Raw genomic sequence first — 23,775 nt, forward strand, 5'->3', positions numbered from 1 at the left:
GGTTAAGCGCTTGCTGTTCTCTTTGGTAAAAATTTACGCGGGTCATCGGGCAGAATCGCCTGTGTTGTTATTGTACGCTGCTGTTTGTTTTTGTTAGGTTTGGGTGGATTGTTTACAGGCGCGGCAGGAGGAATGTCTATATCTGGCTCCTCTTCAATGTTTGAAGTGTCACGCATGGCTTTCTTTGCAGCTTCCGACTCTTTTGCCTGCCTGCTGGAATCCCTTGCAGCTATAGCTTTTCGCATCAATGCGGGAATCAGGTTCTTTTTAGTGAACTCTTCCAGCATTGCTTTCCGCTCTGTTCCCGAGATAGAATCTCTTAAATATTTTTCTACGAGTAGGCTGGCAATAGGAGCGGCGGCCCAGGCACCCTGACCTGCATTTTCGCAAATGACTGCAATAGCTATTTTAGGATTTTCTCTTGGAGCAAAAGCGCCAAAGAAAGAGTGATCGATCTGTTTTTCTACTTTGCCATTGACTTTGGCATAGTTCTCTACTGTACCGGTTTTGCCGCACATATTGATACCCGGTATTCTCGACCTCACAGCTGTTCCATATTCTACCACAGCCTGCATGCCATCCTGCACAGCCTCAAAAACAGAGTCGGAGATATGATTGGCTGTGTGGTGTTTTGTCTTGTAAGCTTCAAGCATGTTGAACTCATCTCCTCCTTCAATTGAATCGATAAGATGGGGTGCATAATACCAGCCCCTGTTGGCAATGATGGCCATTACATTGGCCAACTGTGCTAATGTAGTGCTTACCTCACCTTGTCCGATAGCGTTGGAAATAATATTGCAGGAATGAAAATAAGCGCCATGCACTTTGGGATTACGGTAGAATTGAGGTGTAGGGATGTTTCCTTTTTTCTCTGAGGGTAGGTCTATACCCAATCTACGACCCAGGCCAAACGAATAGGCATACTTGTTGAATACAGCTAAGGAGCTGTCTATGCTGCCATATCTTCGTTGATCCAGTATTCGCTTGTATACTGTGGAGAAGTAGGTATTGTCACTATGCGCAACTGCTTCTTTAAAATTGAATACACCTTTATCGAGGCATTTAGGCTTGCCTGTACCGCAACCGGTAAAATAACCTGGGCAGCTGATCATTTCTCTTTCGTTGATTACGCCTTCGGTTAAACCGGCAATACCTACTACCGTTTTAAAGGTAGAGCCCGGCGAGTAAGTAGTAGCAATGGTCCTGTTGAGCAAGGGCAGCCTGGGGTCGAGAAAGAGGTCAGAGAAATGTTTCCTGCGCTGGTTTCCCGTAAGGTAGTTCGGGTTGTAAGTCGGGGCACTTACCATGCAAAGGATACCACCTGTTTTGGGATCAATGGCCACGATACTTCCTACCTTATTGGTCATTAATGTTTCACCGAGTTTTTGTAATTCAACGTCAATGCTGGAATAAAGGTTTTTTCCGGCAATAGCGGTTGTATCATAAGCGCCATTTTCCCATGGCCCCTGTATACGGCCCCTGTTATCCCTGATGTAGCGCTTGATACCCCTTTGTCCCATCAGCACTTTCTCGTATGTATTTTCCAGGCCTGTTCTTCCCACATAATCGCCCATCTCATAACCTTCCTCTTTATGTCTCCTGAGGAAACCGGTATCTACTTCTGCAATGTATCCGAGAACAGCGGCGCCAGCATCATAAGGATAGCTCCTCACTGACCGTTCGTTCAGCGCAAAGCCAGGAAACTTATACATGTTCTCATTCAGCTTTGCATACATTTCAGGCGTAAGCAATGCTTCGAAAACGCTGGGTTTTACACTGGTGTTCTTAAAAATAATCTCCCGCATTCTTTTACGGTAAGTAACGGTATCGATGTTCAGCAGGTTGCAAAGCGCCAGTGTATCGGTTCCCCTCGCGTCGGCAGGGATGACTATCAGGTCATAGCTGACCGCATTTTCAAGGATGGCCTTTTTTTTACGATCGAAGATGATGCCGCGGTCGGGATACACCACTTTCCGGAAGAAAGCATTATTATCGGCCGCCAGTTTGTATTTGGCAGAGAACAGTTGTAGGTTGACCAGCTGGCCAACGATGACCAGGACAACGCAGGCAAAAACGATCTGCACTACGCGGCTCCTGTTCTGATTAAATACCGGCATAACTCAAGAAACTATTGTAAAGAATATTGCAAATCTACGCTGCATTGGTTTTATACCTTCTCTTGCGAGGGAACAACATTTCGGCAAGGGCTATCAGCAACAGGCTCACCGCAGTGGTGCCCGCTACTTTCCCCAGGAAGTATATGAAGTTACCGAATTGCAGCCATTCGATCAATACAAGGTAAAAATGGTGCACGAAAGTCAGTATAACCACGTAGAGGCTGTATGGCGCCAATCCCATACTTTTCACACTCGGCTCGGCATAGCTCTGTTCGGTGGTTTCCTGTGGAATGAGGAGGCCAAGGAGAACGGGGCGTATGAAAGCGATAAGCACACAGGGAGCTGCATGCAAACCGGGCGTTCCGGTGAAAGCGTCCAGTGTGAGTCCGAATACAAATGCCAACACCATCAGGAACAGGCGATTGATATTGAAGGGCAGCCAGATGATGAATAAGAAATAAATATAGGGCACGATGAACTGGTGCAGCGGGGGCACTTCATTCAGAATAAACACCTGCAGCAGGATGAACAGTACATAACGGATGATATTTCTTACAAGGCTGCTCATGGATTTTTTGATGGGGTGTTTTCCAAAGCCGTCTGCTCGGCATAGCGTGCATTCGCTATCACGTTAACATATTGCAGGTTGAAAAAATTAGTGGCTGTTTTTACTTTGATGAGATAAAAATTACTTGATGGATCGGCGCTAATAGCGGCAACAGTGCCAACCATCAGGTGTGAAGGGAAATTGGCAGAATAATTACTGGTGAGTACGGTATCGCCCTTGTTCACTTTCGCACTTTTGCTCACATTCTTCAGTTGCAGATAGTAAGGATTGACGCCATCCCATTCGATGCTTCCTGCATAATTATCTTTCTTGAGCATGGCGCTCACTTTGCTGTTGCGGTGCAACAGGCTCATCACGCGACTGATGTTGTTACTGGCTTCCACCACAACACCTACAATGCCTTCCGGACCAATGACGGCCATTCCTTTTTTTACGCCTTGTTGGGTACCTCTTTCCAACGTGATGAAATTGGTTTGCAGGGTTACGGTATTACCAATGACCCTGGCCGGCAGGTAAATGTATTTACGGTAATGCCCCAGTGTATCGCGTAACGTGGTATCGGTAACGGCTTTGCGGCTGCTGTCGGGTGCCTGGAAATTGGCTGCCAGCATATTGCGCAGGCGTGCATTTTCTTCGGCCAGCTGCCGGTTGGTCTCTTTCAGGCTGAAATAACTGCGCAGGTTGCTGTAACGATGGTTGAGGTCGCCGGTTGCTTCATTGAGCGCAGCAGAGAAAAAAGCCTCGTGGGTTTTGCTTGCGTTGCTTAATAAGATAATGGCAGCAATCTGTAACAGCAGGAAGCTGAGAAAACCAAAGTACCGCCGTATAAAAAAAAATATGTTTTTCAAGGGGCTATCTCATAATAAAAGGGAACCGCTGATAGTTTTTCAAAGCCAGCCCTGTACCGCGTACCACGCTCTTGAGTGGATCATCGGCTACATGTACAGGCAATTTGATTTTGGCGCTGAGGCGTTTGTCCAGACCACGCAACAGCGCGCCGCCACCCGTCAGGTATAATCCCCTGCGATAGATATCGGCGGCCAGCTCGGGCGGCGTGGTCTCCAGCGCTTTCAGGATGGCTTCTTCTATTTTGAAAATGCTTTTATCCAGCGCTTCTGCAATTTCCTGGTAGCTTACCATGATCTGCTTGGGGATACCTGTTACCAGGTCGCGGCCGTTTACCGGAAGATCATCCGGCGGATTGTCGAGGTCTTTCATCGCAGCGCCTACTTGTATCTTGATCTGTTCTGCGGTACGCTCACCAATCAGTAAGCTGTGGTAACGACGCAGGGCTTCCATGATATCGGCGGTGAATTCATCACCCGCGATACGGATACTCTGGTCGCATACAATACCGGCGAGAGCGATCACGGTAATACCTGTAGTACCACCTCCAATGTCAATGATCATATTACCAACCGGTTCTTCTACATCTATGCCGATACCCAATGCGGCAGCCATGGGTTCGTGGATCATATACACTTCTTTGGCGCCTGCCTGCTCGGCACTGTCGCGCACCGCACGTTTTTCTACTTCGGTAATGGAAGAAGGAATACAGATGACCATGCGCCAACTGGGCGGAAACAAAGGTTTCTTGGGGTAGATCATTTTGATCAGTTCCCTGATCATCAACTCGGCGGCGTTGAAGTCGGCGATCACACCGTCTTTCAACGGACGAACCGTGCGAATGCTTTCGTGTGTTTTTTCATGCATCATGAGCGCTTTCTTTCCTACCGCCAACACTTCTTTCATGTTGTTACGGTTCAGCGCCACTATCGAAGGCTCATTGACTACTACTTCGTCGTTATGTATGATGAGGGTATTCGCAGTACCCAGGTCCATCGCAATTTCCTGTGTGAAAAAGTTGAACAATCCCATTGTAAATCTAAAATTCTAATTAGTCAGCTAATGCTTGCAAAGGTGGATGAAATTGGTTGAATTAACAAAGTCTAAAATACCGATTTTTCAGGCAAATTCGTATCCGATATCCTTCCGGTAGTACATGCCGTCAAAACTGATTCCAGCCAGTGTTTTTTTCGACAGGTTCACTGCCTCGGTAATGTTGTTGCCAAATGCTGATACCGCCAATACCCGCCCGCCATTTGTCACCACAGTGGTGTCCAACTGTCGGGTTCCTGCATGGAATACGAAGGTATTTTTGTTATCGCCGGCATGGGCCAGTCCCTCGATCCTGATATTCTTTTGATAATCACCGGGGTACCCTCCACTAACTGCCATTACGGTGCAGCAGCTCCTCTCGTCGAAAGCGATATTAGTATCAATTAACGTGCCATTATCCATCGCTGCAAAAAGTGCCACCAGGTCTGTCTGTAACCTCGGCATCACCACTTCTGTTTCGGGGTCGCCCATGCGGCAATTGTATTCGATCACATAGGGTTCACCATCGCAGTTCATCAGTCCGAAGAAAATGAAACCATGATAAATCAGTCCTTCTTTTTTCAATCCATCTACTGTTGGACGTATGATACGTGACTCTACTTTTTGCATGAAGACTTCATCCATAAAAGGCACGGGGCTTACACAGCCCATACCACCGGTGTTGAGCCCGGTATCGCCTTCACCGATGCGTTTGTAATCTTTAGCGTGGCCGATGAGTTGATAGTCGATGCCATCTGTGAGCACAAATACACTCACTTCAATGCCCCGCAGGAATGATTCGATCACCACTTTGCTGCTGGCCTCGCCAAATTGTTTGTCCAGGATCATGGAAGCAAATACTTCCTGTGCCTGTTCGTGGGTTTCGGCAATAACTACTCCTTTGCCTGCGGCGAGTCCGTCTGCTTTCAATACCACGGGCAGACTATGCGCGGCGATGTATTTTTTTCCTTCTTCAAAATTATCGGCTGTGAACTCGGCATAAGCTGCAGTGGGAATCTGGTGACGCTGCATGAATTTTTTACTGAAAGCCTTGCTCCCTTCCAATTGGGCCGCCGCCGCCGAAGGGGCTACTACGGTGATCTTCTGCAACTGCTCATCGGCCTGAAAAAAATCGTAAATGCCTTTTACCAGCGGCTCTTCAGGTCCTACTACCAACATATTGATGTGATGTGTAATACAGGCTTCTTTAATAGCTGCAAAGTCTGTTACACCAATGGGTAAATTGGTGCCGTATTGAGTTGTTCCGGCATTGCCCGGAGCAATGAATAATTGGTCGCAATGATGGCTCTGGCTCATTTTCCAGGCCAGCGCATGTTCTCTTCCGCCCGAACCAAGTAAGAGTATATTCATGATAAAATGCTGATTGTGGGGCGAAAGTAGAACTTAATTCATTCCACGTAACTTTTTTCCGGCAGACGTTTGGCCACCAGCAGGTAAAGCAGGAAAAAGCCCGACAATATGCTGATGAACAACCAAAAATAACTGGCACCTGTATAGCGTGCAAAGAACCCATTGTTGGCAATGCTGTTGTTGACGAGACTGGTGAAGATATTACCCAATGAAATGCCCAGCAGGTACAAGGCCGTCATGGTGCTCTTCATGGATTTGGGCGATTGGGTATAGGCATATTCCAGGCAGGTGATGGATACCAGTACTTCGGCGCCGGCCAGGATGAAATAAGCCAGTATCTGCCACCACACGGTGGGCCTGCCACCCTGGTCGATCTTTTCCTGTAAGAAAGCAATGATGATAAAAGACAATATGGTGAGGAACAACCCTGCACCGATCTTGCGCAGCGGCGTAACCTTGATGCCCGTTTTTTCAATGAGTGGGAACAATCCATACGTGAACACCGGTATCAGGCTGATCAGGAACAGTGGGTTGAATGTTTGTATCTGCTCCGGCAGGAACTCATAACCGAAAATATGCAGATCCAGTTTGGTAGCCTGTAATACCCATTCGGAAAGGTTTTGGTCCCACAGCGCCCAGAAGATAGGGGTGAACGCAAATACAGCCAGGATGCGATACACAGCCTGTACGCCATCAATAGCTTCGGGTGAGTATTTTTCTGCTACCGTTTCCCAAACGGTTTTGTCCTGGCGATTGAAAAAAACTTTTTTCCAGGCATATAAAAAAGCTTTTTTCAAGGCATATAATGATATCCTCATAAAATTTTCTTTCTTCACACCCGTGGGAGGCACTTTCACATATCTATGCCTGCCCAGCCAGAAGATCAGCGTGGCCAGGCACATGAGTATACCCGGTATGCCGAAAGCGAGTTCCGGTCCGTATTTTTTATAGATGATGGGGATCAACAGGGTAGACAGCACAGAACCCGAATTGATGCTGAAATAGAACCAGCCATAAACTTTCGACATCAGTTCCAGGTTTGATTTGTCGAACTGGTCGCCCACATTGGCCGACACGCAGGACTTGATGCCTCCCGCCGCAATGGCTATGACGATGAGGCCGGTGCTGAACAGGCTGAGATCGTGTGTAGACAACGACAATACCAGGTTACCGATGGCATATAATATAGAGACATACAGAATGACTTTGTATTTGCCGAAGAACCAGTCGGCCACAATACCACCCACCAACGGCATGAAATAAGCAAAGAACACAAAGAGGTGTGATAGCTCATTGGCGCGGGCTTCGGCTATGCTCTGCAGGGCCGGGTTATGTGCCGGATTGAAGAATTGCGCTACCAGAAAAGTAGGCATGATGGCTCGTATGGCATAAAAGCTGAAACGTTCGGCGGCTTCATTTCCGATAATAAATGGCACCGACTTGGGCATTTTAGCTTTTTTTTGCTCGTTTGGTATCTCGGGCATAAATCGTATTTTGAAATTTTAAATCGTGTCGAAAGTAAGGATTTTATGAGTTGTTAGTTGATAGTTGTCAGTTGTTAGAAACAGATGCTAACACATAACGCTATCAACTAACAACTATCAACTAACAACTATAACTATGTCTGAATCACAAAAGACCTTTAAGCCCTTCGTTTCTCCCGAAACGAATATGAAAGAATTGACCGTTAAGTCCATACTCGTGGGCAGTTTGTTCGGCGTTATTTTTGGCGCCGCCACCGTGTACCTGGCTTTGAAAGCGGGCCTCACCGTAACTGCTTCCATCCCTATTGCTGTTATTGCCATTACACTTGGCCGGAGATTCCTCAAGACCACCATACTGGAAAACAATATCATCCAGACCACCGGCTCTGCCGGTGAAAGTATTGCCGGTGGGGTGGCTTTTACACTGCCGGGCTTTCTTTTTCTTTCATCGCCTACCAGCGCCGAATACTTCAATTATTTAACCATATTGGTATTGGCTATTGTAGGCGGACTGTTAGGCACTTTGTTGATGATACCCTTGCGTAGGGCCTTGATCGTTAATGAGCATGATACCCTCCCTTATCCAGAGGGAACTGCTTGTGGTGATGTGTTGAAGGCGGGGGAGAAAGGCGGCGATTTTGCCAAGACGGCTTTCTGGGGACTGGGTGTGGCGTTACTGTATGCGTTCTTGCAAAAAATATTGCACGTGATTGCCGAGACGCCTTATTATGCTACCAAACAGATCAATAAGTTCTTTCCTTCGGCGAAAGTGAGCGGTGAGATCACGCCTGAATACATGGGTATTGGTTATATCATCGGCCCGCGCATTGCCGGCGTACTGGTAGCGGGTAGTGTATTAAGTTGGATGGTATTTATTCCGCTCTTGTCTACCCTGGTTCCAGGTGATGTGATTGCGTTACAACTGGCTAAACTGGGTTACCTGGCAGATATTGCCAAGCCCGGTGGAAAAGGCGGATGGGATCCGGTTACACATCATTTCAATGATTATGCATCGGCCATTTATTACGCGTATGTACGGCAGATAGGTGCGGGTGCAGTAGCAGCCGGCGGTATCATCACCCTTGTTAAAACCATTCCTACTATTGTAAAATCGGTGAAAGGAAGTCTGTCTTCTTTGAAGGCCGGTAATGAAGAAAGTGCTGCAACTGCTGTGTTGCGTACAGAAAGAGATTTGAGCCTGCGAGTAGTAGGATTGGGCAGCCTGGGCCTGATCGCTGTTATTACTTTATTACCGCAAGTGCCCGGCGATAACCTGCTCCAGAAATTATTCATTGGTATACTGGTATTGTTGTTCGGCGCTTTGTTTGTAACGGTAGCTTCGCGTATTGTAGGATTGATCGGTACATCCAACAGTCCCATCAGTGGTATGACCATTGCCACGGTGATGGGTACCAGCTTGATTTTCCTCAGTGTAGGTTGGACAGGTAAAGCGTTTGAGCCGTTGGTGCTGGTGGTTGGAGGGATGATCTGTATTGCTGCAGCCAATGCCGGAGGTACTTCGCAAGACCTCAAGAGCGGTTACCTGGTAGGTGCCACGCCGCGTAACCAACAGATCGCTTTGTTCATTGGTGCTATCGTATCTTCTGTTATTATTGGTATAACGGTTAAGTTCCTGGATAAACCTTCAACGGAAATGTTGCAACAAGGTGTGCAACATGCGATCGGTTCAGAGAAATTCCCGGCGCCGCAAGCTACATTAATGGCTACGTTGATCAAAGGGATACTATCGCAGAACCTCGACTGGCAATATGTAATGGTGGGTATGTTCCTGGCGGTTACTGTAGAACTATGCGGTTTGAAGGCATTGAGTTTTGCTATTGGTGTTTACCTGCCGCTTTCTACCACGCTGCCCATTTTCGTGGGAGGTGCTATCAGGGGAATTGTAGAAGCAAAACAGAAGAAAGCGAATAAGCAGTTGAGCGCGGAAGAAGAGGAGCTGAGTAAAGGAAGTCTGTTTGCAACAGGATTGGTGGCGGGTGGCGCTGTTGCCGGCGTGCTGATTGCTTTTATTGCCGGAAGTGATAAAGGGGAACGATTCCTGAATGCTGTAAGCATGGAAGACAATATCAGTCATGCATTATCGCAGGATGGTTATTTCCTGGTGGGCGCGTTGTTCTTCACATTGATGGGCATTATACTGTACCGTGTGGCAATGAAAAAGACGGCATAGTTACTTTATTCGTCTTTGATGAAACGGTGCAGCAGGTCTAGGTTCTGGATGGTGATCTTTTTACCGTCTACTGAAATAGCTGCTTCTTCTGTCATTTCATTCATGATACGGAACAATGTCTCGTAGGTAGTGCCGGTGTAAGACGCCAGGTCCTGTTTGCTGAGGTACAGGTCAATACATCCTTCGCTGTTCATGCCGAATTTTTCCTTGAAAGTGAGCAGGGCATTGGCGATCCTTCCTTTTACGGTCATGTGCGCCAGGTTTCGCATGCGCTTTTCCGACTCTTTTAATTCTGCAGCGAAGAACATCATCAGGTGGTAAAGAAAATCGTGGTTTACTTTTAAGGTAGAGCGAAAAAAGTCCAGGTCAATGAAGCAGACATCGGTAGGTTGAAGTGCGGTGGCTGACACGGGGTATACAGTGTCGGAGCCCAATCCCCTGTGCCCTACAATAGCGCCGTTACCGGCAATACGCAGGATCAGTTCTTTTTCCAAGCCCCATTTCTTATGTACTTTCACGAGGCCGGTATGGATGAAGTACATGCCGGTAACTTCTTCGTCTTCCCTGAACAGCAGTTCCCCTTTTTTCAGGTGAAAACTTTTCCGGTTTTTATCTACGGCAGGCAGCCAATCGCTCAGACAGTGCTTACAAAGCATGCAACTTTTGAGATCGCAGTTCTTCTTGTTTTTTTTCATAATCGCCTAGTTCTCCTGCAGCTTTTGGTAAAGCATTTTATCCGGTGGTGGCAGGTATCAGCCGGTGCATCAGTTCATCTTTTAATAAAGAAGGGTGCAGTTTCACCACTTCTCCTACCACTACGACTGCCGGATTGCTTATGCCGGCATACTGGGCTTTGAAGAAAATATCTTTCACGGTACCGATCACCATTTTTTCGGCTGCAGTTGTGCCACTCTGGATGATGGCAACAGGAGTATCTTTTTTATCATAACGTTCGAATGTTTCCATAATGGCTTCGAGTTTACTCATGGCCATCAGTATGACAACGGTTGCAGAAGATTGTGCGGCCCATTGTATATCGGCCGATATTTCTCCTGAACGGGTTGTTCCGGTAGTGACCCAAAAGCTTTCATTGATGCCCCTGCATGTAAGAGGGATCAACTGGGTAGCTGGTACGGCCAGTGCACTGGAAATACCCGGAATGAGTTCTATGTTCATTCCGGCTGCTTTTGCAATGGAAATTTCTTCCATCGCCCTTCCGAATACAAAGGGATCGCCCCCTTTCAGCCGTACAATATGGCGATAGGTGCCTGCATGTTCCAGGATCAGCCGGTTGATCTCTTCCTGAGACAAAGCATGGCATCCATACCGTTTACCAACGAATTGCCTGATACAACCTGGAGGGGTGTAATCGAGCAGGCTTTCATTAGCCAGGGCATCATATAGAACAACTTCTGCTTTCCGGAGGGCTTTGATAGCTTTTAAGGTGATTAGGTCCGGATCTCCCGGTCCGGCCCCGATCAGATAGAGCGAAGGTACTGATAGTTTCATATTATTACTAAAATTATGTAAAAAATATTTTAGTGTTTTGTATAAAATTACATAATTGTTTCTAAATTTATGATGTAAATCGCCATTTGAAATGAAATAATATAATATCTGTGTAAATAATATTACATATAATTATTTATAATTCGATTGTTTGCCACTATTTCACGCTTAACCCAAGCATTATGAGAGTAGTGGTAGTAGGTAACGGTATGGTAGGCTATAAGTTTTGCGAAAAACTGGTAGCTAAAAACACCCATGGTCAGTTTGAGCTGACCGTATTCGGGGAAGAAAGCCGCCCCGCATATGACAGGGTGCACCTCAGTGAGTTTTTTTCCGGCAAATCTGCCGAAGACCTTTCCATGGCATCCGCCGATTGGTACTTTTCCAATAACATCCAGCTTCATTTGGGCGATCCCGTGCAGAAGATCGACCGTGATCGTAAAACAGTGTATTCCCACAAAGGCCTGGAAGTCCATTATGATTACCTGGTCCTGGCCACAGGCTCATCGGCCTTCGTGCCTCCCATACCGGGAGTGGAAAAAAACGGTGTATTTATATATAGGACGATCGAAGACCTGGAATTGATGAAAGCATGGGCAGGCAGGGCGAAGAAAGGTACTGTGATCGGTGGCGGACTACTGGGTCTGGAAGCGGCCAAAGCCTTGCTCGACCTGGGTATCGCCGACACCAGCGTGATAGAATTTGCACCCCGCCTGATGCCTCGCCAGGTAGATGAACTGGGATCGCAATTACTGCAATCAAAACTGGAAGCCCTGGGACTTACCATCTATACTGCTAAAAACACATCAGCTATTCTGGGTGAAGAAGCAATAACCGGTCTCTCATTCGCAGACGGGTCCATCCTTGAATCCGATATGCTTGTTATTTCGGCGGGTATCAAACCCAGGGACGAACTGGCCAAAGCTGCCGGGTTGCTCACCGGTCCGCGCGGTGGTATTGTAGTGAATGATTTATTACAAACATCTGATCCCGATATCTATGCCATCGGTGAATGCGCGCTGCATAATGAAATGATCTATGGACTTGTTGCGCCGGGTTATGAAATGGCCGAAGTGGTGGTGGGACAACTGACCGATAGCGAAAAAGCTTTTACCGGTTTTGACATGAGCACGAAGCTCAAGCTCATCGGCGTTGATGTGGCCAGCTTTGGAAATCCTTTCATCAATGATGGCGAAACAAGAACTATTGTGTTTAATGATGGCATCAATGGTGTTTACAAAAGAGTCAACATCAGTGCAGACGGCAAACAACTCCTGGGCGGTATTCTTGTAGGCGATGCCGAACAATACAATATGTTGTTGCAGACCTGCAAAAACAAGATCGTATTACCTCCCAATCCCGAAGACATCATCCTGGGTGCCAGGGGTGGAGAATCGCAGGAAGCCGGTGTATTGAGCCTGCCCGATGACGCTTATATATGCAGTTGTGAGAGTGTGACCAAAGGAGCTATCTGCAAAGCAGTAGAAGATGGCGAAGAAACAGTGGATGCTATCAAAAAATGTACGAAAGCCGGAACGGGCTGTGGTGGTTGTTTGCCCATGATCAAAGACCTGGTGAATCATACATTAAAAGCACAGGGTAAATATATCCGTAATGTTATCTGTGAGCATTTCCATTACAGTCGCCAGGAATTGTACGACCTGGTGAAACTGCACGAATTGAAAAGCTATGAAGATGTATTGAATAAACTGGGAACAGGTGATGGCTGTGAATTATGTAAACCTTCGGTGGCTTCCATCCTGGCCAGCCTGTGGAATGAAATGATCCTGAAAAAAGGAAACGATACCGCGCAGGACAGCAACGACCGTTTCCTGGCCAACATACAGAAAGGTGGTACTTATTCTGTGGTGCCGCGCATACCCGGCGGTGAGATCACGCCCGATAAGTTGATAGTGATCGGACAGGTAGCTAAAAAATATCATCTCTATACTAAAATAACAGGCGGCCAGCGTATTGATCTTTTCGGTGCGCATTTATCAGACCTGCCATTGATCTGGGAAGAACTGATCGAGGCCGGTTTTGAAAGCGGACATGCTTATGGAAAAGCGCTGCGTACAGTGAAGAGTTGTGTGGGCAGCACCTGGTGCCGGTTTGGCTTGCATGACAGTGTAAGTTTTGCTATTCGTGTTGAAGAAAGGTACCGTGGACTCCGGGCTCCGCATAAGATCAAATCTGCGGTTTCGGGATGCATACGTGAATGTGCCGAAGCACAGAGTAAAGACTTCGGCATCATTGCCACAGAAAAAGGATGGAACCTCTATGTATGTGGTAACGGTGGTTCCAAACCGCAACACGCTTTATTGCTAGCAACTGATCTCGACGAAGAAACCTGTATCCGTTTTATTGACCGTTTCCTGATGTTCTATATCAAAACTGCCGATCCATTGACAAGAACTGCTACCTGGCTGAATAAAATGGAAGGTGGTATCGACTACCTCAGAAATGTAGTGGTTAACGACAGCCTGGGCATTGCAGCAAAGCTGGAAGAAGAAATGCAGTTATTGGTAGACAGTTATAAGTGCGAATGGAAAGAAGCGATCGAAAACCCGGAAATAAGAAAACGATTCAACCATTTTGTAAATGCGCCCGAAGAAAAAGACCCCAGCATTGCTTTTGAAGAGATGCGGGAACAGAAAAGGGCCAAAGAATGGAAATAATAATTATTCAATTCATCATTTAAAAAATACAACTATGACAGAAATGGAAACAATGGCATGGTTCCATGCCTGCAGTGTAGAAGATGTTCCTTCCAATGGCGGGGTATGCGTAAAATACGGTGAAGAGCAAATTGCGCTCTATCATTTTACCCGCCGTAACGAATGGTATGCTACGCAGAATGAATGTCCGCATCGCCGCCAGATGGCATTGAGCAGGGGCATGATCGGTTCGCAAAATGATGTACCCAAAGTGGCATGCCCCTTTCATAAGAAAACATTTTCACTGGTAACGGGTGAATGTCTGAACGACGACGAATGTTCAATTCGCACTTATCCAGTGAAGATAGAGGGAGGCCACGTATTCATTGGAGTAGAAGGTATCGTGTAATACCAGCCTCTTTTATTCACCTTTTATAACTGAATTATATGTCGCTCAATCCGAATCAACCACTCACTAAACTCAATGTCTTTTCCTTTAAAGGAATTCAGATGCGTAGTTTTCATATTACGTGGTTTACTTTTTTTGTATGTTTCTTTGGGTGGTTTGGCCTTGCTCCTTTGATGCCTACCATCAAGGAAGACCTTCACCTCGATAAATCGCAGATAGGTAATGTGGTTATTGCATCAGTATCAGGTACCATTATCGCCCGTTTGCTAATCGGAAAATTATGCGATATATGGGGCCCAAGAAAAACCTATACCGCTTTGTTGTTACTGGGTGCTATTCCCGTGATGTGCGTGGGTTTTGCACATGATTACACTTCATTTCTGTTGTTTCGCCTGGCTATCAGTGTTATTGGCGCTTCTTTCGTGATCACACAGTTCCATACTTCCATGATGTTTGCCCCGGAAATCAAAGGAACTGCCAACGCTGTAGCCGGTGGGTGGGGTAACCTGGGCGGAGGTGTTACCAATATGATCATGCCGGTGATATTCGCCGCCATTGTCGGTATAGGTTATACCAAACAGGAAGCTTGGCGTTATGCGATGATCGTTCCCGGCGCATTGATGCTCATCGCTGCATTTCTCTATTATCGTTTTACCAAAGACACACCTGCCGGGAATTTCGACGAAATAGAAAGAGCGCCTAAAGTCAAAGGAAAAAAGAATTACAGCGTGCTGAAAGACTGGCGTGTATGGTCGCTCGCACTCGCTTATGCCGTTTGTTTTGGAATGGAGATCACATTCGATAATGTAGCGGCCCTTCATTTTGTACAGGAATACAAACTCAGCCAGGGCACCGCCGGTCTCTGTGCAGGCTTATTCGGCTTCATGAATCTTTTTGCAAGAGCGCTTGGCGGACTCTTTGCAGACAAAGTAGGGAAAACTTATGGTATGTGGGGAAAGGGTATTCTTTTGTCGCTGGTACTGCTGCTGGAAGGATTCGGCCTGATCCTGTTTGCCAAATCGGGTTCTTTTGGTATGGCCATTTTCTTCATGATCTTTTTTGCCCTGTTCCTTAAAATGGCTAACGGTACTACTTATGCTATTACACCATTTATCAGCGAAAAGAACATAGGCTTAGTGAGCGGCATTGTAGGCGCCGGAGGCAATGTAGGAGGAATGTTGTTCGGATTCCTGTTCAAAGCGAAAGGTATTACTTACCTGGACGCGTTCAGCTATATAGGAATGATCGTCATTGGCGTATCACTGATAGTACTGGTGACCAGGTTCTCAAAAGAAGAAAAACGTGTGCGTCTGAAAATGGCGATGGAATACAACAAGTAATACCTGTCAACGATTGCTTGCCTTATTAAATCATTACCGTGAGTGAGATAAAGACAAATAGTATCGAAAAAAAAACAACTATCTGTTGTTACTGTGGTGTAGGCTGCGGCATTATGGCAGATACCGATAAGCTTGGACGGGTTACCATTGAAGGAGATGCCGATCATCCGGTGAACAGGGGACAGCTTTGCAGCAAAGGCAGGAACCTGCACTATACGGTGAACGATACCAGCGACCGTATTTTCTATCCTGAAATGCGTTATGCCAGAAATCAGCCAAGGCAAAAGGTTTCGTGGGATAGTGTATTGGAAAGAACGGCTGCAGTGTTCAAAACATTGATTGATAAATACGGACCCGATGCGGTTGCTTTCTATGCTTCCGGTCAATGTCTCACAGAAGAATATTATGTGATCAACAAACTGGTGAAGGGGTTCATCGGAACCAATAACATCGACACCAATTCGCGGCTGTGTATGAGTAGCGCTGTGGCCGGCTATAAGATGAGCCTTGGTGAAGATTGTGTACCCGTATGCTATGATGATATTGAACTGGCCGACCTGATCTTTGTAGCAGGCGCCAACCCAGCCTGGTGTCACCCGATCTTATGGCAACGGGTAGAAAAGGCCAAAGAAAAAAATCCGGCCCTCAAGATCATTGTAAGCGATCCGCGTAAAACACAAACCTGTTCCCTCGCTGATCTTCATTTACAACTGAATCCCGGAACGGATATCACACTGCATCATGCCATTGGCAGGGCACTCATAGAAAACGACGACGTCGACCCTGCATTCATTGAAAACCATACAGAAGGATTCGAAACATACCGGGCGATCGTTTTTGAAAGAACGGTTGCCGAAGCGGCGATCATCTGCGGTATAGAAGAAAGCGATATCAGGATGGCCGCCAGGATGATCGCTGATGCGAATGGGTTCATTACCATGTGGACCATGGGTCTTAACCAGAGTGTGATTGGTGTGAATAAGAACCTGTCGCTCATTAACCTCAATCTCATCACAGGACATATTGGTAAACCAGGCTCCGGCCCGCTTTCACTGACCGGTCAGCCCAATGCCATGGGCGGGCGGGAAGTAGGTGGATTGTCTAACTTATTACCTGCGCATCGCGATTTGCAAAACCCGCAGCACCGCGCCGAAGTAGAACAGTTCTGGAATATTATGCCCGGAAAGATCGCGGCTCAACCCGGATTGACCGCTACCGAAATGTTCGATGCACTGAACGAGGGCAGGCTTAAAGCGATATGGGTGTTGTGTACCAATCCTTTGATCAGTCTGCCCGATGTGCGCAAGGCAGAAGCTGCTTTGCAAAAAGCAAAATTTGTGGTAGTACAAGAGATTAGCCATCAATCGGAGATGATCAAATACGCCGATGTGGTATTACCTGCTGCTGCCTGGGCAGAAAAAGAAGGCACCATGACCAATGCTGAACGACGCATTGGTTACCTGCATAAAATAAAAGAAGCGCCCGGCGAGGCGTTACCCGATGCCGAGATCATTTGCCGTTTTGCACAGAAAATGGGATACAAAGGATTTGATTATCCCAATGCCGCCGCCATCTTTGCCGAACATGCTGCATTGACAAAGGATACTCATGTTGATATCAGTGATCTCAGTCATGCTATACTGAAAGAAAAACGCGCTGTGCAGTGGCCTTATACAAAGACTATTAATGGACATGGCACTGCAAGACTTTTTACCGATAAAACATTTTATACAGCTTCTCAACGTGCGATCATCCGTTCTTTTCCTGATGAAAACCTGTCGGAGAAAATTAGCCCCGATTTCCCGCTGATACTTACTACCGGCCGTATCCGAGACCAGTGGCATACCATGAGCAAAACGGGTAAAGTAAATAAACTGAAGCAACACATATCCGAATCTTTTCTTGAAATGCATCCCGAAGATGCTGCACAAAGAAAGATCAGGGAGAACGACCTGGTAGAGATCGCCAATGAAAGAGGTCATGTGCGGGTGAAAGCCAGGTTGTCTGACAATATTAAACAGGGCGTTGTATTCCTGCCCATGCACTGGGGCAAGGTGTTGGATAGTGATCTCAATCGCGCCAATAACCTCACAAATAACCTGGTAGATCCGCAAAGCAAAGAGCCTGATTTTAAATTCTCTGCAGTTGAAGTAAAATTGTATACCAAGCCCAAACAAAAGATCATTGTAATTGGCGCGGGTGCAGGCGCTTGCGGCTTTGTGAAAAGTTACCGGACGCTGAATACAGAAGACGAGATCGAAATATTCAGCAAAGAGAATTTTCCTTTTTACAACCGCGTATTGCTGCCCGATTATATTACCGGCACACTTCCCTGGGGTAACCTGGTGAAAATGTCTGATGAAGAAGAATACCATTATAATATCAAACTGCATCGCGGTGTAAGCATCACGCATATCGACAAAGAAAAAAAGTTGGTTACCGATGATAAAGGCGGTGTGCATTCGTATGATGTGCTGCTCATGGCAACAGGCAGCAGGGCTGCCATGCTCAGGGATGTTCCTGCCATGCAAGGAATCTTTACCATGCGTAGCAGAACCGATGCTGATCATTTTAAAAATCACATAGACGCTGCCAATGGCAGGGTGGTCATTGTAGGCGGAGGATTGCTTGGCATCGAACTGGCAGCATCGCTGCGTGAAGTGAATGTGGAAGTGACCATTGTACAAAGGATATCCAGGCTGATGGACCGTCAGTTGGATCCGCTTGGCAGTCAATTATTGCATGAAGAGCTGGTTGATAAAGGTGTAGAGATTTATTATAACGATGAGATAGAGCGCTTCCTGGGTAATAACACGGTATCGGGCATCCGGTTGAAAAGTGGATTGATCGTGAACTGTCAGGCTATTGTAATAGCCATAGGAACTGTTCCGAACATTGAGATTGCGAAAGCAGGAGGTGTGCATTGTAAAAGAGGAGTGCTGATCAACGAGTACCTGCAAACCAGTGATCCTAACATTTTTGCTGTTGGCGAGATAGCGGAATTCAAAGGATTCCTGTATGGCATTACGGCTGCTGCAGAACAGCAGGCAGAAATTGTTGCGCGATACCTGACCGGTGATATTTCAAAATACTATACAGGCTCTTTGTTGATGAATATTTTAAAAATGCACGGAACCGATCTCTGTTCGCTGGGTGAAGTGGAATGTCCTGATGATCCTGCGTATGAAGAAGTGGTATTCATCGACAAAGCCAAGCGATATTATAAAAAATGCATCATTCACAACGACCGGCTCATCGGCGCCATCCTTATCGGGGATAAATCTGAGTTCCTGGAATTCAGGAACCTCATCGAACAAAAAATTGAACTGAGTGAAAAACGCTTGCAGTTACTGCGTTCCGGTAAGGCCGCGGAACCTGTTATCGGAAAACTGGTATGCAGTTGCAACAACGTGGGCGAAGGCAACCTGCTCAATAAGATCAAGGAGGGTTGTAAAGACCATTTGCAATTGTGCCAGCTTACAGGCGCCGGCATGGGCTGCGGCAGCTGCCGACCGGAAGTGAAAGCCATCCTGGAAAATTGTTTGGGCGTATCGGCAAAAGAAAATGTGCTGGTTGAAAAATAAACATGTATGGGAATACGAAGCAATCATACTATCAAGATCAACTTCAGGGGAGGAATTATCTCGCCAGGCGATCTTTATAATATCCTTGTAGTAGCAAGGAAGGCGGGCGTGTTGCATGTAAGCTTCGGGTTGCGTCAGCAATTGCTGTTGAATGCATCAGCTGATTCCATTCATATACTTCGTGAAGGATTGGGTCAATTGGCCATTTCTTATGATCTGGATAATGAACAACATCCCAATATCGTAAGCTCTTATCCGGCAGAGGAAATATTCATTACCAATACCTGGCTGAGTGAAGGTGTATACAAGGATATATTCGATGGACTCGATTATGAGCCCGAGCTCAAGATCAATGTTTCGGACAGTCACCAGAGTTTTACACCCATGCTTACGGGCAATATTAATTGGGTAGCTTCGGCTACGTCCCTTCATTTCTGGCATTTATTCATCCGTTTTCCTAAGACCAACAGTATTTACGAATGGAATGAAATGGTATACACCAATGATATTCCGGGTGTGTCAAAAGAAATTGAAAAACTGATCTTTCAGCACAGAGAAGCGTTTTACGACAACAAACAGGCGAAGGGTGAAGCATTGATGCAACTGCTTCAAAAACAGCAATACATTACCAAGCCTGCTGAAAAACCTGCGGCATTACCTGCTTTCAACCTGCCTTACTATGAGGGGGTGAACAGGGTCAACGATAAATACTGGGTGGGTATTTACAGGCGCGACGAATTGTTTGCGGTTGATTTTTTGAAAGCGCTGTGTAAACTTTGCCTGGATACCAAGATCGGCCAGCTTTGTTCTACGCCCTGGAAGTCGATCATCATCAAAGGGGTGGAGGAAAAAGACCGGCCCAAATGGAATCAATTGCTGAACAAGTACCAGGTGAACATGCGGCATGCTGCCAATGAATTGAATTTCCAGGTGGAAGATCATTGCCGTGAAGGATTGGAGTTGAAAAATTACCTGGTTAAAAAATTGAATGATGAAGATACCCGCACATTCGGTGTATGCATTGGTATCAAAACCAGGAAAAAAAGTGAAGTATTCTGTAGTGTATTGGTACGCCGCAGGCCACTGATCAACTTATGGGGATTGGAATGCCTGTATGTATATGATATCCTTTGTGCACATGATTTCAATCCGAATGCACGCACTGGCTTTGTATTCAGCAGGGCCAATCCGAAATTCTTGTTGGGCGAACAGTTGAGACGTTTGGTGATTGCGTTTTATAATAATCGTGCAGATAAGAATGCGATCATGGAAAAACAGGTAGCTGCTGAGAAAGCACCCGAACTGAAGAAGCAGCTATCTTATGTACACCAATGCCGGCATTGCTTTACCATATACGATGAATCGTTTGGCGACCTGGAGAAAGGAGCAGCTCCCGGTACTGCATTTGAATCATTGGATGAAGATTACCATTGCCCATTATGCGATGCAGATAAATCGAGCTATACGCGCATTGAAAAAGCCGGGCTTGAACTACAAACCATTTAGTTCTGCATGCGCATTGAAATTGCGGAACGAGATTTTCTGTTGTGGTTGTATGGGAATGCAGACAATACTAAGATGATCGAGCATGTACTTCATACTGTGTTTGGCCAAATGCCCATTCTGTAGCAGCGCCAATATCTTAGCCAATCCTCTTGCACTGTAGATAGCGCATAGAGGTTCCGGTTCTCCGTCGTTTGTGAAAACGCAGGCTTCTGCTTCAGGTGCCTGTTGGTATCGTTCATGAAGTTCTTTGAGCAAAGTGGATTCCATCAGCGGCATATCGCAGGCAAGTGTAAAAAGAGCTCTCTGCGGATATTGCAGATGGCAGCTTAGTACACCTAATAATGGGCCGCGTAAATCCAGCGAAGGGGCATCCACTACCAGATCAGCAGCATCGAAAACCGCTGTGTAATCTTTGTATTGTTGCTGGTTCACAGAAAGTTTAACCGGTATCCCCAACGGCGTTATTTTATCAATGGCTGTCTGCGCCCAGGTCTTGGCTTCCAGTTTGAGCAACCCTTTGTCGCTCCCCATCCTGGAACTATTACCACCGCAAAGGATAATACCCAACATAATTTGAATTATTTTGTTAAAGGATATCGGTATGGTGGGGTTTGGTATCGGCATGGCCGAGGCTTTTACCCGGACTAACCCGGTCCCTTACGACTTGCTTCAGCTCTTTTATTTCGGGAAAGCCACCGTATTCTTTCCGGTCGAAAATTTTTTCGTTGTCGAGACTGATGTGGAATTCGCCGCTGGTCTCGCTGGGTTCGAGGGCAACGGCTTTGAGCTCTGCCTCGAAAGTGGTCAGCAGCTCCTGTGCAATATAAGCGGCGCGCAGCAGCCAGTGGCATTTGGGACAATAAGTGATGGTGATGGTGGGCTTCATATAAAATGTATAAATTAAAGTTGGGTTGGGGCCTTTAGGCTACATAAATTTACTGATTATTCGAGCTGGTTGATGAAAAAGAATATATATGCTGGTAGATCAACATAACAGGACTCACGACTATTTGCGTATCTCGCTGACAGATAATTGCAACTTGCGTTGTTTTTATTGCATGCCGGAAGAAGATTATGTGTTTACCCCAGCCAAACAATTGATGCAGGCAACTGAAATTGAGGAGCTGGCAAAAATTTTTGTAAGCCTGGGTGTGAAGAAAATCAGGCTCACAGGTGGCGAGCCGCTGGTACGCAAAGATGCTACTGCTATTCTGCAAGCACTCGCGAAATTACCGGTAGCGCTTACGCTTACTACCAATGGTACAAGGCTGCATAAGTTTGTGCAGGTATTGGAAGACGCAGGCGTCCGTTCCATCAATATCAGCCTGGATACATTGTTGGCAGATAAATTCCTTTTCATCACCCGGCAAAATCATTTTAATACGGTAAAGCAAAATATTGCCCTGTTGTTGAACAGGGGTTTTCATGTTAAGATCAATGTGGTGGTGATGAAAGGATTGAATGAAGATGAGCTGACCGATTTTGTTGAATGGACAAAACTGGAACCCGTTCATATCCGGTTCATTGAATTCATGCCTTTTACCGGCAACAGGTGGACCAATAATAAAGTGGTTACCTGGCAGGAAATGATGCATACCATTGAAAAGACCTATGCCTTCACTGCTTTACCCGGCAAGCCGCACGATACGGCGAAAGCATACCAGGTTCCCGGGCATGCAGGCAGCTTTGCAGTGATCAGTACCATGAGTGCACCTTTCTGTGGAGGTTGCAACCGGATGCGGCTCACCGCTGATGGGAAAATGAAGAATTGTCTTTTCTCCAAAGAAGAAACCGATCTGCTTACTGCTTTAAGAAATGGGGAACCCGTAGTGCCGCTGGTGCAACAGTCGATATGGGGGAAAGCAAAAGAATTAGGCGGACAATTTAATACAGATTTTGAACACCTGTATGCCAACACAATCCAGAACAGAAGCATGATCACCATTGGTGGTTGATAAAAAATTACGATGATCTCAGTAACAGAAGCCAAAAAAAGAATAGCCGAAGCTTTTCATGCATTAGAGCCGGTAACCATGCACCTGGCAGATGCTGCCGGAAAAGTATTGGCAGAAGACCTGCACGCACCATTCGATATCCCCGCTTTTGCACAATCGGCCATGGATGGATATGCTTTTGCATTCCAGGACTGGCAACCGGGAAAGCCTCTCGGGATCGCAGGTGAAGTACCGGCAGGCAGTGGGATTATCAAAAAGAAAATGCCGGGTAAAGCTTTCCGCATTTTTACCGGGGCGCCTGTTCCGGCAGGAACAGATACGGTGATCATGCAGGAGAAAACCAATGCCACGCATGATGCACTGACCTTGCAGGACGAACATATCCGTCACGGTGCCAACGTAAGACCGAAGGGCTCGGAAATAAAAGCAGGTGAAATTGCTATGAAAAAGAGCCACCTGCTTACGCCTGCATCCATCGGTTTTCTGGCAGGAATAGGAATTGAAAAAGCAACTGTTTATCCCAACCCGGAAATCAGCCTGATCGTTACGGGTAACGAGTTGCAGGATCCGGGCAAACCCCTGCAATACGGACAGGTATATGAATCCAATTCTTATGCATTGGTTGCTGTATTGCAGTTTTTCGGTATCGAAAGCATAAAAGTGTACAGGGCAAAAGATGATCTGAGAACGTTGAAGAATATGTTGCAGCAGGCGTTGGATGAGAGCGATATGGTTTTACTCACGGGTGGTGTAAGCGTAGGCAAATATGATTTTGTTACAGAAGCTGCGGCTGCATGCAAAGTGGAATCTCTTTTTCATAAAGTGAAACAAAAACCGGGAAAGCCTTTGTACTCAGGAATCAAAATGAATAAGCCTGTATTTGGTTTACCCGGCAACCCATCTTCGGTGCTTACCTGTTTTTATGAGTATGTACTCGATGCGATCAGTTTGCTCAATAAGCGCAACCTGTCGTTGCCAGTTGTTCGCACACCCCTTGAGGGCGTTTATACTAAAACAAATGCATTGACTCATTTCCTGAAAGGATATTATGATGGAAGTAAGGTGACGCTGTTGGATGCACAGGAGTCATACCGGATGCGTTCATTTGCAACAGCCAATTGTTTGATTAAAGTAGATGAAGAAACAGAGCGCTGCGAAGAAGGCAGCCTTGTTGAAATACATTTATTAACCTGCTGATCTTTTACG

General features: G+C 46.3%; 18 protein-coding genes. 8 read left to right on the forward strand and 10 right to left on the reverse strand.

What is annotated here, in order from left to right:
- Window positions 1–2 precede the first annotated feature (2 nt).
- The 6 genes from mrdA to BLU98_RS06525 form a co-directional block, all read right to left on the reverse strand.
- Entirely contained in the window at window positions 3–2,117 is a 2,115-nt protein-coding gene (gene mrdA, locus BLU98_RS06500; RefSeq protein WP_092723201.1) for a penicillin-binding protein 2, read from the reverse strand.
- Between the two features lie 34 nt (window positions 2,118–2,151).
- Window positions 2,152–2,685, reverse strand: a complete 534-nt coding sequence (locus BLU98_RS06505; RefSeq protein ID WP_092723202.1) for a rod shape-determining protein MreD — start codon at window positions 2,683–2,685, stop codon at window positions 2,152–2,154.
- Window positions 2,682–3,533, reverse strand: coding sequence for a rod shape-determining protein MreC (gene mreC / locus BLU98_RS06510; protein ID WP_092723204.1), 852 nt, complete (start codon window positions 3,531–3,533; stop codon window positions 2,682–2,684). The genes BLU98_RS06505 and mreC overlap by 4 nt, the downstream gene beginning before the upstream one ends.
- Before the next feature lie 4 nt (window positions 3,534–3,537).
- On the reverse strand, window positions 3,538–4,563 hold the full coding sequence (locus tag BLU98_RS06515; protein ID WP_026772767.1) for a rod shape-determining protein: 1,026 nt from the start codon (window positions 4,561–4,563) through the stop codon (window positions 3,538–3,540).
- 87 nt (window positions 4,564–4,650) lie between these two features.
- Window positions 4,651–5,934 (reverse strand): phosphoribosylamine--glycine ligase, encoded by a 1,284-nt coding sequence (purD, locus tag BLU98_RS06520; protein ID WP_092723206.1) that lies wholly within the window; start codon window positions 5,932–5,934, stop codon window positions 4,651–4,653.
- Between the two features lie 38 nt (window positions 5,935–5,972).
- Complete coding sequence (locus BLU98_RS06525) at window positions 5,973–7,418, reverse strand: POT-type proton-dependent oligopeptide transporter (protein WP_092723208.1); 1,446 nt, start codon at window positions 7,416–7,418, stop codon at window positions 5,973–5,975.
- A gap of 136 nt (window positions 7,419–7,554) precedes the next feature.
- Here BLU98_RS06525 and BLU98_RS06530 point away from each other — a divergent pair, with 136 nt between their 5' ends.
- On the forward strand, window positions 7,555–9,609 hold the full coding sequence (locus tag BLU98_RS06530) for an OPT family oligopeptide transporter (protein WP_092723211.1): 2,055 nt from the start codon (window positions 7,555–7,557) through the stop codon (window positions 9,607–9,609).
- 5 nt (window positions 9,610–9,614) lie between these two features.
- Here BLU98_RS06530 and BLU98_RS06535 read toward each other — a convergent pair whose 3' ends face one another.
- A complete protein-coding gene (locus BLU98_RS06535) occupies window positions 9,615–10,304 on the reverse strand; it encodes a Crp/Fnr family transcriptional regulator (RefSeq protein WP_092723213.1) in 690 nt (229 codons plus the stop codon).
- 37 nt (window positions 10,305–10,341) lie between these two features.
- Window positions 10,342–11,118: a uroporphyrinogen-III C-methyltransferase gene (gene cobA, locus BLU98_RS06540; RefSeq protein WP_092723215.1), complete on the reverse strand. Its 777-nt coding sequence runs from the start codon at window positions 11,116–11,118 to the stop codon at window positions 10,342–10,344.
- A 182-nt stretch (window positions 11,119–11,300) separates the two neighbouring features.
- Between cobA and nirB the strand changes: the two genes are divergently transcribed.
- From nirB to BLU98_RS18055, 5 genes are all read left to right on the forward strand, one after another.
- Window positions 11,301–13,796 (forward strand): nitrite reductase large subunit NirB, encoded by a 2,496-nt coding sequence (gene nirB / locus BLU98_RS06545; RefSeq protein WP_092723217.1) that lies wholly within the window; start codon window positions 11,301–11,303, stop codon window positions 13,794–13,796.
- A gap of 34 nt (window positions 13,797–13,830) precedes the next feature.
- Window positions 13,831–14,184 (forward strand): nitrite reductase small subunit NirD, encoded by a 354-nt coding sequence (nirD, locus tag BLU98_RS06550; protein WP_257574764.1) that lies wholly within the window; start codon window positions 13,831–13,833, stop codon window positions 14,182–14,184.
- 101 nt (window positions 14,185–14,285) lie between these two features.
- Entirely contained in the window at window positions 14,286–15,524 is a 1,239-nt protein-coding gene (locus BLU98_RS06555; RefSeq protein WP_092723219.1) for a NarK family nitrate/nitrite MFS transporter, read from the forward strand.
- Between the two features lie 38 nt (window positions 15,525–15,562).
- Window positions 15,563–19,108 carry a nitrate reductase gene (locus tag BLU98_RS06560; protein WP_092723221.1) on the forward strand — a complete coding sequence of 1,182 codons (3,546 nt, stop codon included), beginning with the start codon at window positions 15,563–15,565 and terminating at the stop codon, window positions 19,106–19,108.
- A 6-nt stretch (window positions 19,109–19,114) separates the two neighbouring features.
- On the forward strand, window positions 19,115–20,614 hold the full coding sequence (locus BLU98_RS18055; protein ID WP_092723223.1) for a rubredoxin: 1,500 nt from the start codon (window positions 19,115–19,117) through the stop codon (window positions 20,612–20,614).
- Here BLU98_RS18055 and mobA read toward each other — a convergent pair.
- Complete coding sequence (gene mobA / locus BLU98_RS06570) at window positions 20,600–21,184, reverse strand: molybdenum cofactor guanylyltransferase (RefSeq protein ID WP_257574765.1); 585 nt, start codon at window positions 21,182–21,184, stop codon at window positions 20,600–20,602. The two genes, BLU98_RS18055 and mobA, sit on opposite strands and share 15 nt — an antisense overlap.
- Before the next feature lie 16 nt (window positions 21,185–21,200).
- Window positions 21,201–21,500: an Rdx family protein gene (locus tag BLU98_RS06575; RefSeq protein ID WP_092723227.1), complete on the reverse strand. Its 300-nt coding sequence runs from the start codon at window positions 21,498–21,500 to the stop codon at window positions 21,201–21,203.
- A gap of 88 nt (window positions 21,501–21,588) precedes the next feature.
- Between BLU98_RS06575 and moaA the strand changes: the two genes are divergently transcribed.
- A complete protein-coding gene (gene moaA, locus BLU98_RS06580; RefSeq protein ID WP_092723229.1) occupies window positions 21,589–22,569 on the forward strand; it encodes a GTP 3',8-cyclase MoaA in 981 nt (326 codons plus the stop codon).
- Between the two features lie 12 nt (window positions 22,570–22,581).
- Complete coding sequence (locus tag BLU98_RS06585) at window positions 22,582–23,766, forward strand: molybdopterin molybdotransferase MoeA (protein ID WP_092723231.1); 1,185 nt, start codon at window positions 22,582–22,584, stop codon at window positions 23,764–23,766.
- The last annotated feature ends 9 nt before the right edge of the window (window positions 23,767–23,775 follow it).

This window comes from Hydrobacter penzbergensis, from assembly GCF_900106985.1.
Lineage (GTDB): Bacteria > Bacteroidota > Bacteroidia > Chitinophagales > Chitinophagaceae > Sediminibacterium > Sediminibacterium magnilacihabitans.

What these genes read in the sequence shown, in the direction of transcription:
- BLU98_RS06525 (WP_092723208.1), bottom strand. Translation starts at nt 7,418, where the DNA reads ATGCCCGAGATACCAAACGAGCAAAAAAAAGCTAAAATGCCCAAGTCG.
- BLU98_RS06530 (WP_092723211.1), top strand. Translation starts at nt 7,555, where the DNA reads ATGTCTGAATCACAAAAGACCTTTAAGCCCTTCGTTTCTCCCGAAACG.
- BLU98_RS06555 (WP_092723219.1), top strand. Translation starts at nt 14,286, where the DNA reads ATGCGTAGTTTTCATATTACGTGGTTTACTTTTTTTGTATGTTTCTTT.
- cobA (WP_092723215.1), bottom strand. Translation starts at nt 11,118, where the DNA reads ATGAAACTATCAGTACCTTCGCTCTATCTGATCGGGGCCGGACCGGGA.
- BLU98_RS06575 (WP_092723227.1), bottom strand. Translation starts at nt 21,500, where the DNA reads ATGAAGCCCACCATCACCATCACTTATTGTCCCAAATGCCACTGGCTG.
- BLU98_RS06585 (WP_092723231.1), top strand. Translation starts at nt 22,582, where the DNA reads ATGATCTCAGTAACAGAAGCCAAAAAAAGAATAGCCGAAGCTTTTCAT.
- BLU98_RS18055 (WP_092723223.1), top strand. Translation starts at nt 19,115, where the DNA reads ATGGGAATACGAAGCAATCATACTATCAAGATCAACTTCAGGGGAGGA.
- nirB (WP_092723217.1), top strand. Translation starts at nt 11,301, where the DNA reads ATGAGAGTAGTGGTAGTAGGTAACGGTATGGTAGGCTATAAGTTTTGC.
- mobA (WP_257574765.1), bottom strand. Translation starts at nt 21,184, where the DNA reads ATGTTGGGTATTATCCTTTGCGGTGGTAATAGTTCCAGGATGGGGAGC.
- purD (WP_092723206.1), bottom strand. Translation starts at nt 5,934, where the DNA reads ATGAATATACTCTTACTTGGTTCGGGCGGAAGAGAACATGCGCTGGCC.
- BLU98_RS06505 (WP_092723202.1), bottom strand. Translation starts at nt 2,685, where the DNA reads ATGAGCAGCCTTGTAAGAAATATCATCCGTTATGTACTGTTCATCCTG.
- nirD (WP_257574764.1), top strand. Translation starts at nt 13,831, where the DNA reads ATGACAGAAATGGAAACAATGGCATGGTTCCATGCCTGCAGTGTAGAA.
- BLU98_RS06515 (WP_026772767.1), bottom strand. Translation starts at nt 4,563, where the DNA reads ATGGGATTGTTCAACTTTTTCACACAGGAAATTGCGATGGACCTGGGT.
- moaA (WP_092723229.1), top strand. Translation starts at nt 21,589, where the DNA reads ATGCTGGTAGATCAACATAACAGGACTCACGACTATTTGCGTATCTCG.
- mrdA (WP_092723201.1), bottom strand. Translation starts at nt 2,117, where the DNA reads ATGCCGGTATTTAATCAGAACAGGAGCCGCGTAGTGCAGATCGTTTTT.
- BLU98_RS06535 (WP_092723213.1), bottom strand. Translation starts at nt 10,304, where the DNA reads ATGAAAAAAAACAAGAAGAACTGCGATCTCAAAAGTTGCATGCTTTGT.